This window comes from Pseudomonas sp. D1-1 (assembly GCF_051132225.1).
In the GTDB taxonomy this organism is placed as follows: Bacteria; Pseudomonadota; Gammaproteobacteria; order Pseudomonadales; family Pseudomonadaceae; genus Aquipseudomonas.
Window position 1 is genome coordinate 5,633,042 of the sequence record NZ_CP071676.1, and the last position, 13,433, is coordinate 5,646,474.

At 58.0% G+C, this 13,433-nt stretch carries 15 protein-coding genes and 1 other RNA gene; 9 read left to right on the forward strand and 7 right to left on the reverse strand.

Annotated features, from left to right (window positions below; genetic code table 11):
• Positions 1 to 54: 54 nt before the first annotated feature.
• Genes ubiH through J3P86_RS25480 form a run of 3 tightly spaced genes read right to left on the reverse strand, consistent with a single transcriptional unit; the run spans position 55 to position 3,155 of the window.
• Positions 55 to 1,242: a 2-octaprenyl-6-methoxyphenyl hydroxylase gene (ubiH, locus tag J3P86_RS25470; RefSeq protein ID WP_434627218.1), complete on the reverse strand. Its 1,188-nt coding sequence runs from the start codon at positions 1,240 to 1,242 to the stop codon at positions 55 to 57.
• The gene (gene pepP / locus J3P86_RS25475; RefSeq protein WP_434627216.1) at positions 1,239 to 2,573 is read right to left on the reverse strand and encodes a Xaa-Pro aminopeptidase; all 1,335 of its coding nucleotides are present in this window, start codon (positions 2,571 to 2,573) and stop codon (positions 1,239 to 1,241) included. The genes ubiH and pepP overlap by 4 nt, the downstream gene beginning before the upstream one ends.
• A 27-nt stretch (positions 2,574 to 2,600) precedes the next feature.
• Positions 2,601 to 3,155 (reverse strand): YecA family protein, encoded by a 555-nt coding sequence (locus tag J3P86_RS25480; RefSeq protein WP_047226083.1) that lies wholly within the window; start codon positions 3,153 to 3,155, stop codon positions 2,601 to 2,603.
• 130 nt (positions 3,156 to 3,285) lie between these two features.
• Between J3P86_RS25480 and J3P86_RS25485 the strand changes: the two genes are divergently transcribed.
• From J3P86_RS25485 to J3P86_RS25500, 4 genes are all read left to right on the forward strand, one after another.
• Positions 3,286 to 3,495: a TIGR02449 family protein gene (locus J3P86_RS25485; protein ID WP_003177365.1), complete on the forward strand. Its 210-nt coding sequence runs from the start codon at positions 3,286 to 3,288 to the stop codon at positions 3,493 to 3,495.
• A complete protein-coding gene (locus tag J3P86_RS25490; RefSeq protein ID WP_039590276.1) occupies positions 3,492 to 3,809 on the forward strand; it encodes a cell division protein ZapA in 318 nt (105 codons plus the stop codon). The genes J3P86_RS25485 and J3P86_RS25490 overlap by 4 nt, the downstream gene beginning before the upstream one ends.
• Positions 3,810 to 3,839: 30 nt before the next feature.
• Positions 3,840 to 4,019, forward strand: a non-coding RNA gene (gene ssrS, locus J3P86_RS25495) — 6S RNA.
• 119 nt (positions 4,020 to 4,138) lie between these two features.
• Positions 4,139 to 4,744, forward strand: a complete 606-nt coding sequence (locus tag J3P86_RS25500) for a 5-formyltetrahydrofolate cyclo-ligase (RefSeq protein WP_434699099.1) — start codon at positions 4,139 to 4,141, stop codon at positions 4,742 to 4,744.
• A 32-nt stretch (positions 4,745 to 4,776) separates the two neighbouring features.
• Here the strand turns inward: J3P86_RS25500 and J3P86_RS25505 are convergent, their stop codons facing one another.
• Entirely contained in the window at positions 4,777 to 4,923 is a 147-nt protein-coding gene (locus J3P86_RS25505; RefSeq protein WP_305498028.1) for a hypothetical protein, read from the reverse strand.
• 195 nt (positions 4,924 to 5,118) lie between these two features.
• Here J3P86_RS25505 and J3P86_RS25510 point away from each other — a divergent pair, with 195 nt between their 5' ends.
• Positions 5,119 to 5,571 carry an EVE domain-containing protein gene (locus tag J3P86_RS25510; protein ID WP_434699100.1) on the forward strand — a complete coding sequence of 151 codons (453 nt, stop codon included), beginning with the start codon at positions 5,119 to 5,121 and terminating at the stop codon, positions 5,569 to 5,571.
• Positions 5,572 to 5,690: 119 nt separating this feature from the next.
• Here J3P86_RS25510 and J3P86_RS25515 read toward each other — a convergent pair whose 3' ends face one another.
• On the reverse strand, positions 5,691 to 6,107 hold the full coding sequence (locus J3P86_RS25515; RefSeq protein ID WP_434571024.1) for a flagellar basal body-associated protein FliL: 417 nt from the start codon (positions 6,105 to 6,107) through the stop codon (positions 5,691 to 5,693).
• A 150-nt stretch (positions 6,108 to 6,257) separates the two neighbouring features.
• On the opposite strand from J3P86_RS25515, the gene J3P86_RS25520 reads away from it, so the two are divergent.
• The 3 genes from J3P86_RS25520 (at position 6,258) to J3P86_RS25530 (ending at position 10,292) form a co-directional block, all read left to right on the forward strand.
• Entirely contained in the window at positions 6,258 to 7,235 is a 978-nt protein-coding gene (locus J3P86_RS25520; protein WP_434699101.1) for an NADPH:quinone oxidoreductase family protein, read from the forward strand.
• Positions 7,236 to 7,677: 442 nt separating this feature from the next.
• Positions 7,678 to 10,020, forward strand: coding sequence for an S-type pyocin domain-containing protein (locus J3P86_RS25525; protein WP_434699102.1), 2,343 nt, complete (start codon positions 7,678 to 7,680; stop codon positions 10,018 to 10,020).
• Complete coding sequence (locus J3P86_RS25530; RefSeq protein WP_434696468.1) at positions 10,017 to 10,292, forward strand: bacteriocin immunity protein; 276 nt, start codon at positions 10,017 to 10,019, stop codon at positions 10,290 to 10,292. Before J3P86_RS25525 ends, J3P86_RS25530 begins: the two co-directional genes overlap by 4 nt.
• 43 nt (positions 10,293 to 10,335) lie before the next feature.
• On the opposite strand, the gene J3P86_RS25535 is transcribed toward J3P86_RS25530, so the two are convergent.
• Positions 10,336 to 10,878, reverse strand: coding sequence for an energy transducer TonB (locus tag J3P86_RS25535; protein ID WP_434699103.1), 543 nt, complete (start codon positions 10,876 to 10,878; stop codon positions 10,336 to 10,338).
• Positions 10,879 to 11,246: 368 nt separating this feature from the next.
• Between J3P86_RS25535 and glpT the strand changes: the two genes are divergently transcribed.
• A complete protein-coding gene (gene glpT, locus J3P86_RS25540) occupies positions 11,247 to 12,596 on the forward strand; it encodes a glycerol-3-phosphate transporter (RefSeq protein WP_434627207.1) in 1,350 nt (449 codons plus the stop codon).
• Here the strand turns inward: glpT and J3P86_RS25545 are convergent.
• Entirely contained in the window at positions 12,572 to 13,240 is a 669-nt protein-coding gene (locus J3P86_RS25545; RefSeq protein ID WP_434602199.1) for a gamma-glutamylcyclotransferase, read from the reverse strand. The two genes, glpT and J3P86_RS25545, sit on opposite strands and share 25 nt — an antisense overlap.
• Positions 13,241 to 13,433 lie beyond the last annotated feature (193 nt).

The following is a 13,433-nucleotide window of genomic DNA, read 5'->3' on the forward strand; positions in this document are numbered from 1 at the left end:
CTTTAAGCCTGTGCTGCTGGCGACATGAGCCGCCCGTGAAAGGAATGAGCCGTATCAAGCATCGGGGCGAGTCCCCAATCCCATGGCCTGGCGAGCGAACCAGCGCTTGGCCGGGGGCAGCAGGTCAAGGCCCAGCAGGCCGAGATTGCGGCCCACGGATACCAGCGGCAGATCGCTGCTGAACAGCCGCGTGACCTGGTCGGAGAAGCCGACGGTCAGGGCCTGGTCCATCCGCTGGCGCTCGCGATAGGCTTGCAATACAGAGAAGTCGCCGGGCGTGCCGTCGCTCCCGAGCAATGCATCGGCCAGTGCCTGCGCATCACGCAAGGACAGGTTGAAGCCCTGGCCCGCTATCGGATGCAGGCTATGGGCAGCATTGCCGAGGATCGCCAGGTGCGGACGTACCTGCTCTTCGGCTTCCACCAGCGCCAGCGGATAAAGGTGTCGCGCACCCACCTGTTTCAACGTGCCCAGGCGATAGCCGAACACACTCTGCAGCTCACTGAGAAAACTACGCTCGTCGAGGGCTGCCAGCCGTTGCGCATCCATGCCCTGGCGAGTCCAGACCAACGCACAACGATTTTCCGGCAGCGGCAACAAGGCCATCGGGCCGTCATCGGTAAAGCGTTCGAAAGCCACGCCGTTGTGGGCTTCGCTGGGGGTGAGGTTGGCAATCAACGCGCTCTGGTCGTAAGGGCGATTGCGCACACCGACGCCCAACTGCTCACGCAATCCGGAGCGTCCACCGTCGGCCAGTACGGCGAGGTCGCATTCCAGCGTGGTTTCGTCATCCAGCGTCAAACGATAACCACCAACTAGCGGCTCCATCCGGGTGACTTGCGCCGGGCAGCGCCAGCTGACCACGTCCTTGTCCAGCCCTTGCCACAGGCATTGGCCGAGCCAGGCATTTTCCACCACGTAGCCGAGGGCCGGCACGCCCTCCTCCATGGCGGACAACCGTGCGGTGGAAAACCGTCCGCGGTCGGAAACATGAATCTGTTTGATCGGTTCTGCGCGGCGGGAAATTTCCTGCCAGAGGCCCAGGCGCTGATAAATTTGTCGAGCACCGAAGGAGAGCGCCGATGAGCGCGCGTCATAGCTCGGCTGCCAAGTGTCGCCGGGGGCGAACGGCTCGATCAGCATGATCTTCCACCCCCTGGCCTTGGCGCCTGCCTGCAAGGCGAGCGCCAGGCTCGCGCCGACCAGGCCGCCACCTATGATCGCCACGTTGACCCGGCTCATGCCGCTTGAGTCCGTGCGGCGGCCATGAGGGCCTCGATCTCGGCGACCGTTTTCGGCACGCCGCGGGTCAGGATTTCACAACCGGTCTTGGTCACTACCACGTCATCCTCGATGCGCACGCCAATGCCGCGCCATCTCTTCGCTACGCTGCGATTGTCCGGAGCAATATAGATGCCCGGCTCCACGGTCAAGGCCATGCCAACCTCCAGCACGCGCCATTCGCCACCGACCCGGTATTCACCGACGTCGTGCACGTCCATGCCCAGCCAGTGACCGGCACGGTGCATGTAGAACGCCCGGTAGGCTTCGCTGGCGATCAACTGGTCCACCTCGCCGTCCAGCAGCCCGAGACGCACCAGCCCCTCAGTAATGACCCGGACCGTAGCTTCATGGGCCTGGTTCCAATGCTTGTTCGGGCCAATCTCAGCGAACGCCGCTTCCTGGGCCGCCAGCACGACCTCATAGATCGCCTTCTGCTCGGGCGAAAACTTGCCGCTGACCGGCCAGGTACGGGTGATATCGCTGGCATAGCAGTCGATTTCGCAACCGGCGTCGATCAGCACCAGGTCGCCATCCTTGAGCGGCGCGTCGTTCTGCTGGTAATGCAGGATGCAACTGTTACGCCCCGCCGCGACGATGGAGCCGTAGGCCGGCATCTTTGCGCCGCCCTTGCGAAATTCGTAGTCGAGCTCGGCCTCCAGGCTGTATTCGTACAGCCCGGGGCGTGCCGCTTGCATGGCGCGGATGTGCGCCTGGGCGGAAATCCGCGCCGCTTCGCGCATCACTTTCACTTCCGCCGCCGATTTATACAGGCGCATATCGTGCAGCAGATGATCCAGGGCAACAAATTCGTTCGGCGGCTGGGCACCAAGGTGGGCCTTGGAGCGAATCACGTTGATCCACTCCATCAGGTGCCGGTCGAATTCGGGGTTGCTGCCCATGGCCGAATAGACCCGATCGCGACCTTCGATCAGGCCCGGCAGGATGTCGTCGATGTCGGTGATGGGAAACGCGTCGTCGGCGCCGTAGTCCCGGATCGCCCCTTCCTGGCCAGCACGCAAGCCATCCCACAGTTCACGCTCGGCGTTGCGCTCGCGGCAAAACAGGATGTACTCGCCGTGAGCGCGACCGGGCACCAGCACCAGCACCGCTTGCGGCTCGGGGAAGCCGCTGAGGTACTGGAAGTCGCTGTCCTGGCGATAGACGTGCTCGACGTCGCGGTTGCGGATCGCAACGGCGGCGGCGGGCAGGATTGCGATGCTGTTGGGTTCCATCTGCGCCATCAAGGCCTTGCGGCGACGACTGTATTCCGACTTCGGGATATGAATCATGGGCAGACGGCGTTCCCTTTCAAGCGATCAGTGCAGGGACGGCTTGGCAGCCGGTTCAGCGGTTTTTTTGGTCTCGGTAAACAGCAGCAACGGCGCGACCCGCAGGTACTCCATCACTTCCATGTAGTCGCTCTCGCCGTCGTCGGATTCTTCCAGGGCGTCCTGCACCTGGGAGATGGCCGCCAGGTCTTGCAACACTTCCTTGGCTTCATCGCTCAAGGCATATTCGCGGCGGGTCAGGCCGAAGCCTGCCAGGAAACCCTGGCACCACTGACCCAGCGCAGCGGCGCGTTCAGCCAGCGGCGCGTCATCGGTGGGCAACAGCAGGACGACGGTCATGTCGTCACTGGTCAATTCACCCTTGACCATTTCCTGCAGGCCGATGAGCGCGTTGCGCACGTTGTCCGCCGGCTCGCCTTCAAGCAGTTCGGCGGCGTCGGCCAACCAGCCGTCAGCATCAAAACCGGCGCCGGCACAGCTGCGGCCGAGCAGCAGGCCATGCAGTTCGGCGGGCGAGACAGGGTGGCCGCTGGTGCTCAGCAGGGTGGCAAAGGCTTGGTACGGAGAATTCTGAATGGGCATGGGCAGCTAGGCGCCAGACGGCGCTATGTCTAGAATGGAGGCCTTGTATCCTACATCGACAGACTCGCCAAGACCATTAAAGGCTGTGCGACCCAAATCCCTCCATCAGACACATTCTTCAGTGGACACAATGGAAGACACCGACCTGCAAGCGCTGATGGCCAGACTCGAGCTGCTAATTGACCGGGTCGAGCAACTTAAGAGCCAAAACGGACTCCTATTAGCTCAGGAAAAAACCTGGCGCGAGGAACGCGCGCACCTCATTGAAAAAAACGAAATCGCCCGGCGTAAGGTCGAATCGATGATTTCGCGCCTCAAGGCCCTGGAGCAAGACTCATGAGTTCAAGCAATAGCGTTACCGTGCAGATCCTCGATAAAGAGTATTCGATCATCTGCCCCCAGGAAGAGCGCAGCAACCTGGTGAGCGCCGCCCGTTACCTGGATGGCAAGATGCGCGAGATCCGCAGCAGCGGCAAAGTCATCGGCGCCGATCGCATCGCCGTGATGGCCGCCTTGAACATTACCCACGACCTGCTCCACCGCCAGGATACGCCGGACGTACAGGTCAGCGGCTCGACCCGCGAACAGGTCCGCGACCTGCTCGATCGGGTGGATCTGGTACTGGCTACTGATCCGGACGTCAGCAAGGGCTGATTCGCGAGGCAGCCTGGGGTATACTTGCGTCACTCCCTGGGGTGCTTGCCAGTTGGTGATGTCCCTGAGCCGATACGCACAACCACGGGGGTTGCACGTTGGGGCCGGTGTGCATGTCCGCTTGACGGAAAGCCTTAACGCCTCCTGCAACTTCCACCTTGAACTTTCGGGTTCAAGGGCTAAGCCGACAGCGGTTCATCCGGGGAGCCTGATTCTTGAAACAATGCCAGTCATCATGACTGGCATTGTCGTTTCTGGCGTTTGGCGTTTTCCGGTCCCGCCGTTTGCGGTTACGCTGTGCTGATGTCACCGTCTCGCGAAGCATCGATATGACCGAACCTGCGTTGCCGACCCGCCCACAACTTCGCCGCCTGCTACGCCAGGCCCGTCGTGCCCTGACCCCGGCCCAGCAACGGCAAGCCGCCCACGGGCTATATCGGCAACTGGCACAGCATCCGCTGTTTCGCCGCGCAAGACACATCGCCCTCTACCTGCCCAACGACGGTGAAATCGACCCACGCCTGCTGCTGCGCGCCGCCCAACGTCGGGGCAAGGCGACTTATCTGCCAGTACTCAGTCCCTGGCCGCAGACCAGGATGGTGTTCCAGCGGATCCATCCCGGCGAAAAAATGCGCCCCAATCGTTTCCGCATCCCGGAACCAGGCAAGAATATCGCCCGGCAGCGCAAAGTCTGGACATTGGACCTGGTATTGCTGCCGTTGGTGGGGTTTGACGATGCCGGCGGACGCCTGGGCATGGGCGGCGGCTTCTATGACCGCAGCCTGGCGTATCTGTCGCGACGCAAACAATGGCGCAAGCCGACGTTGCTGGGCCTGGCCCATGAGTGTCAGAAGGTCGAACGATTGGCGCAGGCAAGCTGGGATGTACCGTTACAGGGAACGGTCAGTGACAGGCGATGGTATCTGGCGAGCTAGACGCCGCGAAACAGCGGCGTCCAGAAGACGGCTCAGCGCTTGAGTGCGGGCGCGGGCTGGGTGATTTCCATCGGTGCATCATTTTTGTTGGCCCATAAGCTCTGGGCATAACCCGTGGTGACGACACCCAGGCCGAACAGAATGACCAGGACCCACAACAAATCCGGTTTGCGTTTCATCGATTGCCCCCCTCAAGGCATATCACACACGATGACAGCAGCGGTTTTCTTATCTGGCCGTGCAGCAGCGTCAAGCTTGGAAGGCCGGCATTTTGCGGCAACGTGAACCGACACGCAAATGCTGGCGTCAACCGACTGTCGGTTTGTCATAAAATCGCTGAACCTTTTTATCGCCACCACCCAGGAGTAGAAATCATGGCCTACTGGCTGATGAAATCCGAGCCCGACGAATTGTCCATCCAGGGCCTGGAAAAGCTCGGCCAAGCGCGCTGGGATGGGGTTCGCAACTACCAGGCGCGCAATTTCCTGCGAGCCATGGCGGTAGGCGACTCATTTTTCTTCTATCACTCCAGCTGCCCGGAGCCAGGCATTGCCGGAATTGGCAAAATCATCAAGGCCGCCTATCCCGACCCAACGGCCCTGGAACCTGACAGTCATTACTTCGACGCCAAGGCCAGCCCGGAGAAAAACCCCTGGACCGCCCTCGACGTCGCCCATGTCGAGACATTCCCACGGGTGCTGAAGCTCGACTACCTCAAGCAGCAGGCCGCCCTGGCCGAAATGCCGCTGGTGCAAAAAGGCTCGCGACTGTCGGTGATGCCGGTGACAGCTGAGCAGTGGGCGGCGGTCATTGCCTTGAAATCCTGACCAATGCAGTGCCCTGTCGGCCGCTTTCGCGAGCAGGCTCGCTCCCACAGGGGACTGGTGTTACCCACAAAATTCCTGTGGGAGCGAGCCTGCTCGCGAAGGGGCCCGCCCGGACAAACCTACTGAATGATCAGGTTGTTGAACAACAGATCATCCACCATCGGCTTGCCCGTCTCGTCGTTCATCACCTGCTGGGTCTGCTTCAACGCTTCCTGCCGCAGCTTTTCCTTGGCTTCAAGGTTGTTCATGGTTTCGGTCGTCTGCTGGGCGAACAGCGCCACCAACTGATTGCGAATCAACGGCTCGTTAGCCTTCACCGCCGCAGCGGCGGCGTCACCGGTCACGCGCAGGGCAACGTCGGCCTTGTAGACCTTCAGCTTGGTCGTTCCGTCCAGGCCATAGTTGCCCACGAATGGCGGGCTGAGCGTGATGTAACTGACCTTCGGCGCCTCGCCTTCTTTGGCTTCCTTGGCTTCTTCGGCCATCGCCGCCACAGGCAACGACAGGGCCAGCATCAACATGATCCACGCTTTCACATTCGACTCCTCATCCGATTTGCGGCCCAGCATACCGCCCCCTCGTCCCAGCACAAGCTTATGGCCGGCTATCAGGGCGGGGCATGCTCGTTGACCCCTTCACTCTCACACCTACACTTATCGGCCATCACTCCCAAAGGAATAGCCCTGATGAAAGCCGTGCTGTGCAAAGAATTCGGCCCCGCCGAATCGCTGGTGCTGGAAGACGTCGCCAGCCCCGTCGTGAAGAAGAACGAAGTGCTGCTGGACGTGCACGCCGCCGGGGTGAATTTTCCTGATACGTTGATCATCGAAGGCAAATATCAATTCAAGCCGCCCTTCCCGTTTTCCCCCGGCGGCGAAGCAGCGGGCGTCGTCCGCGAGGTGGGAGAAAAGATCAGTCACCTGAAAGTCGGTGACCGGGTCATGGCGCTGACCGGCTGGGGCAGTTTCGCCGAACAGGTGGCAGTCCCGGGCTACAACGTGCTGCCCATTCCCGCCGCCATGGAATTCAACACCGCCGCCGCTTTCAGCATGACCTACGGCACCTCGATGCATGCCCTCAAGCAACGTGCCAACCTGCAACCGGGTGAAACCCTGCTGGTGCTCGGTGCCTCCGGCGGCGTCGGCCTGGCGGCGGTGGAAATCGGCAAGGCCATGGGCGCCCGGGTGATCGCCGCCGCCAGCAGCCCGGAAAAACTCGCGGTAGCCAAGGCCGCCGGCGCCGACGAACTGATCAACTACACCGAAACCAGCCTCAAGGATGAAATCAAGCGCCTCACCGACGGCCAGGGCGCCGACGTGATCTACGACCCGGTGGGCGGCGACCTGTTCGACCAGGCGGTCCGCGCCATCGCCTGGAACGGCCGGCTGCTGGTGGTCGGCTTCGCCAGCGGGCGCATTCCCGAGCTGCCGGTGAACCTGGCCTTGCTCAAGGGCGCTGCCGTGGTAGGCGTCTTCTGGGGCTCGTTCGCCCAACGCCAGCCGCAGGACAACGCCGCCAACTTCCAACAACTGTTTGGCTGGTTCGCCGAAGGCAAGTTGAAACCGTTGGTGTCGCAGGTCTATCCGTTGAGCAACGCCGCCCAGGCGATCAATGACCTGGGGCAGCGCAAGGCGGTGGGCAAGGTGGTTGTGCAGGTTCGCTGAAACCCCTACCGGGTAAAAAGGGCCAGAGCCACCGATGAGGTGGCTCTGGCCCTTTTTTCTTTGTGACTGCTCTGCTCCGTTCTGCAATGCCCATCAGCCATAAATACAAGCCGGCCGGGTAGTAGATAGTTACCGCACTCCCGTCGAAAAATTAGGGGAACCTGTTTCGCCTGCACAGCACGCGCAGCAGCGAGTGCTTTTTACTAGCGACACCAATCGGACATGGATAAGTCATATGGATAACGCGGATACATATTTGGGACCGCATATACAGCTAGGCCCAGGCTCATACGAAATACCGCCCATCCCGATAACAGGGCGAAGGTTACCGGACTTCAATACTGGAGGTTTTATAGCGTGGGGGCTGAACGATGGGCCTCATAGAGGGACCGGTAGAAGCTCAAAAAGACACAACGCGTCTATTCCCTACGCATGGGATGACATGTTGAGAGAACGGATAGCCAATAGTGAATCCATCGATGCAGAATATAGCAACACTTTTATAAAACTGACCGAAACCACCACACAAGAACTCGATCAGATAAAAAGATCCGCATTAGGTGATCGCCAGCTTTCGCCGTTTGAAAAAGTAATTACAGAACAGCAGGCGACGGCAAGAGCCCTTCAAGCCAAAGAGTCGGACTATCAAGCACGCACCACAAGCGCCTACTCGCTCTACGGCCAGAATCCATTTTTTCTAATGAAGGAATTGTCCTTCAAGAAAATAATGGACAGCCTACAGACCTCCCCACCGAATATTGCAGTCGCTTACGCCGCCATAGATGATGCGTACCGATCGGCGTTAGAGTTAAAGCGACTTTCCCTGCAAAAAGACATTCTCGCTGGACAATTGGAGCAGTCATCCCAGACAGCCGAGCAGTTCCTCACTGGCACCCAAGCTGAAAAAAACAACTCAACAACCACCCTTGATGCCAAGCTCAGGTTTATCAACCAAGAAAAAAACATCCATCTCCAACTTCTGCCTGAATTTCTGCTGAAGAAAGTTTCATCGCTGCTGGGGGTAACAACCGGCTTGCCCCTTTCTCAACTGTTAAGAAATCACAAGACAATCGTAACCCAAATCATCACAACCGAGCGGGCAGCTATCGCTGCCTATGCAAAAGCCAATCCGAACATCAAGCCGCCACTCAGCAAGCCCGAACTCGAAGCACTTAATAACTTGGTTGTTCTACAAGAAAAGACAAAGCTGGGAAAACGATGGCAGGACTACCATGCATCCCTTCTGCATTCAGAATCTGTTCGACATCTAACAAGAACAGTAAACACATTTGCCAGCCTGATAGACCGCGCTCAATCGGCCGAACGCGTGAAAGAACAGCTTCGTGTTGCAGCCGCGCAGAAAGAACAGGCACAAAAGCAAGCGCAAGCCCGAGCGATGGCGCAACAAGCTGAACAGGAACGGAAACAGAAAATTGCGTCCGCATTGGCGGGGCATTTCAACGAATTGCTCCGTCAGTTCAACCACGCCCAGCCCCAAGACGTCGACCAACAATTGACTTGGATGCGACAAAAACACCGGGAACTGGCCGCCGCGCATCAAGACGCAACCAAGGCTGCGCTTTCGGCGGGGGACCTTTCCGATTCATCAAGGAGTAGCTCTCGCGAGGCCTCGCTGCGTAAGGCACAAGCAGATATCGATGCAGTCTTTCGGTCGAAATACCGTATCGAAAATATTTCGCTACCCACCTTCAACGGTGCGATGACTTCGGCGCGACCGCTGATCACTGCTCCTGACGGTCTGATTGCCGGATATGAAGGCTCCCCTTTCTCCTTACAAGGCGCGATTGATCTACTTCAAAAAGCGAGAGTCGCCGTATCGGGAGGACCTCTGGCGGCACTCGGAGTAGCAGTGTCCTGCTCCACGCCAATTGCCAACGGTGAACTGCAGCGCAATCCGGTGGTGATCAGCATTCCTTTATCTCAAGTGGCGGAGGAACTCCAATTAATTTCAGGTGCTAGCGTGGCGCATCTACCGTTTCGGGTCGTGTCATCGATTAGAGGAGAACACAGCCAATTTTACCTTTCACCCACCGACAAAAACCTATCCGATAAAATCAGGATTAGAAACGTATCACTTGATCCGCAAACAAATCTCTACACATTCATAACAGAAGGAGCTCTTCCCCGAACGCTGACCTGGACGCCGAATGTCCCGCCAGGAAACAATCATCTGGGCTCAACCGAATCGCCTGCAACGCAGCCGGAGATCAGGATTCTTCCCGGGGCCAGGATTACTCAGATAGAAGGGAGAGCAGACGATCACCCAGCTTGTGATGACGCCGACATTGATGATTATGTGCTGGTTTTCCCGATGGAATCGGGGATCAAGCCAGTCTACGTCATGGCGAGTCGGACCGGGCCGCGATATGAACCGGGTACGGTGACTGGATCAGGTCAGGAGGTAGGAAGGAACTGGCTAGGGAGTACTGAGCAAGGCCTTGGTGCTCCCATACCTGGTGAGATAGCTAGTCTCCTTCGGGGCCAGGACTTCAGAGACTTTGGCAGCTTTCGAGAAGAATTTTGGAGGTCAGTAGCAAATGATGAAAAATTGGCAGTGCAGTTCAGTCGATCTAATTTAAGATTAATGCGTAACGGCGCTGCACCTTTTACTCGCCCTGACGACCACGTAGGAGAACGGAACAAATTCGAAATTCATCACATACAATCAATTTCCCAGGGTGGCGCAGTATACGACCTTGACAATCTAAGCATCACGACACCCAAAGAGCACATTGAGATCCACAAAAAAGGAACCAACCTATGATACTCAAAGAAAGAATCGAGGATTATACAGAAGCAGAGTTTCTATCATTCCTTCACGAATTTTTTGACGACAACAGCGAGCTTACCGGCGACCAGCTGGGTGAATATATCAGCAGACTTTCAAAGCATTTTGAGCAAATTACTGAGCACCCAGAAAAATCGGCACTTATTTTCTATCCTCAACAAGGTAGGGAAGATAGCCCGGAAGGAATCTTAAGTGAAGTTAAGAGATGGCGAAAACAAAACGGTAAACCCGGCTTCAAGCCCGAATGAGCAAAGGCGTCATCGCCACCGGCAATGACGCGCCATAACTCGGCTAAAGCAACGCACGAATCTCCTCCGGCAACATTTTCACATATCGCGATGCAGGAAACGTTCCGCAGCGCTGCAGGATCGAGGGCAGCAGCCGGTTGAATCGAGCGATCATTGCCAGGCGCTCGGCTTCGGGCAGTTGTTTGACAAAAAATACGTTGGACAGGTAGCTGCGCGTGTAATGGAAGGGAAGCAGGTCCTGCACATGCAGATCGCTGGCATAGGAGGTGATGACCGAGCATCGCCAGGTCTTGATCCATTTATTGGTATCAATCGGTGCGTCGTCCAGACGAAATTCGAACGGTGCCACGACATTGACTTGGGCGGGATGCTTGTCATCAACCGTCCAGGGCTTGAACCGCCAATCAATCAGCGTTTCTCGAACGGCCTCGGCAAACTCCGGATGGTCGCTGTGCAGAATCGCGACCTCATTGACACGACCATCGGCGTGTACCGTGAAGCCGGCCCTGACCGCTCCCATGACCCCTGCCCGGCTCAGAGCTGTCGGATATCCTGGCTTGGGGTTGTTCTCTGGCACCAATACCATTCCCTCCGCCCAGCTCGACCCAGACAGACACAATAACAACATCGCAGCAAACCACCTCATAACCCACCCTTTTGAATGCCTGACCCGGCAAAACGTAAAGGGTAAAGGCCGCGCCTTTTGGGTTGAATGGCGATACCTCTCATTTGGTTGAAGGACGTTTCCCTACTTTCCTGTCATGAAAGCATCGGGAGAACACCAGCCATGAAGATTCCTACAGCGCCTCCAACGTATGCCTGAGCGACATGTTCACTTAAGAACACCATCCATCGAAATTTCCGCTGTTTATGCGACAACGAGCGATGCTATTTTCGGTAATGAAACTGTAACATTCGCATCCGCAGTCAAAACAAGAAATCTGGAGCCCTTGAATGTTTGCTTTCTTTCGTCCCGCCGCACATCAGGCTCCATTGCCTGAAGAAAAAATAGACAGCACCTATCGGCGCCTTCGCTGGCAGATCTTCGCCGGCATTTTTATTGGTTATGCCGGTTACTACCTGCTGCGCAAAAATTTTACCCTGGCGTTTCCGGATCTGATCGCCCAAGGCTATACAAAGGGCCAGCTGGGGGTGGCGATATCGGCAATCGCGATCGCCTACGGTCTTTCCAAGTTCCTGATGGGCATCGTGTCCGACCGCTCCAACCCGCGTTATTTCCTGCCTTTTGGCCTGATAGTGTCAGCCGGAGTGATGTTCATTTTCGGTTTCGCACCGTGGGCAACCTCAAGCGTGACCATGATGTTCATCCTGTTGTTCATCAACGGCTGGGCGCAAGGCATGGGCTGGCCACCAAGCGGACGCACCATGGTGCACTGGTGGTCGCAGAAAGAACGCGGCGGTGTGGTTTCGGTATGGAACACCGCCCATAACGTCGGCGGCGGCTTGATCGGCCCGCTGGCAATACTTGGCATGGGCTGGTTCAACGACTGGCACAGCAAGTTCTACGTACCGGCAGCGGTGGCTTTGCTGGTCGCTGTATTTGCCTTCATCGTCATGCGCGATACGCCGCAATCGACAGGCTTGCCGCCCATCGAGAAATACAAAAACGATTACCCGGAAGGCTACGATGCCAGCCATGAAGAAGAATTCAGCGCCAGGGACATCTTCGTCAAATACGTGCTGCGCAACAAGATGCTCTGGTTCATCGCGCTGGCCAACGTTTTCGTCTACCTGTTGCGCTATGGCATTCTGGACTGGGCACCGACCTATCTCAAAGAGGTCAAGCACTTCGATTTCGACAAGACGTCCTGGGCTTACTTCCTGTACGAGTGGGCCGGCATTCCCGGCACGCTGCTATGCGGGTGGATGTCGGACAAGGTCTTCCGGGGCAACCGCGGCCTGACGGGCATGGTGTTCATGGCATTGGTGACCGTCGCAACAATCATCTACTGGCTGAATCCGCCGGGTAACCCGATGGTCGACATGATCTCGCTGTTCGCGATTGGCTTCCTGATCTATGGCCCGGTCATGCTGGTAGGTCTGCAGGCCCTGGAACTGGTGCCCAAGAAAGCAGCAGGTACAGCTGCCGGCTTCACCGGTCTGTTTGGTTATCTGGGTGGCTCAGTCGCAGCCAGCGCAATGATGGGCTACACGGTGGACTATTTCGGCTGGGATGGCGGCTTCATCCTGCTGGTCGGTGCCTGCCTGCTGGCCATGGCATTCCTCGCGCCAACCCTGCGGCACAAGCAGATCGCCAGTCAGAGCCGCGACGCGATCGCCTGATCCAGCGCTGATTTGCAGCGCTTGAGCCGCGCCTCCAGATTACGGTCTGGCATGGCGTGGCTGCGCAGGGCGTGGATGGTCTGCTCGACATAATCGCGAGTCGTGCCATACCGCCCGCAGGCGCTTTCGAACACCTGGCTCAGCACATGATCCGGCAGATTGCCGGCATAGCTGGGCAGGTGTCGCTCCAGGACAAAACCCAAGGCCTGAACCCGATTGCCATCTTCCAGCCGACAGCTGAGCCAGTGCGGCCGATAGGACGGCACGGGCATCTCGCGTTGCCACAGGGCCAACAGCGAATCCTGCAGGTTTTCTTCCGGCAACCGGTAGGCGAAACCGCTGCACGAGCCGCCGCGATCCAGCCCGAATACCAGCCCTGGCAATTCCGGGGTGCCACGGTGTTCATGGGACCACAGATACAACCCGCGATGATAACCGTGCACTCGCCCGCGCATACGCTCCACCGCCGTGCATTCGGGCCGCCAGATCAACGAGCCGTAGGCGAACAGCCAGACTGGGCCGCCCTGGTGCAGGCTCATGGTCGAGTGCATCGACGCAAGCAGTTGTTCCCGGGTCAGCTGTGGCCCCAACTCGAGTCGTGGCGGATACAGCGCGCAGGTGATGGCGGATTCGATAGCGGTCATGGCCGGTAGCGGTTGGCTCCTCGCTGATTGTGAATGGCTTGGCAACGCCAAGGTACTGGCGTTTGAAGGAACGAAGGCAAGTTGGATGCCATCGGGCTTCTATATACGTTATCGGTATCTAGCTGACAGAACTAAATACCGAAACGAAATATGGGCCGTTATATCGATCGGCATTCGTTCTTGTGGCGAGGCA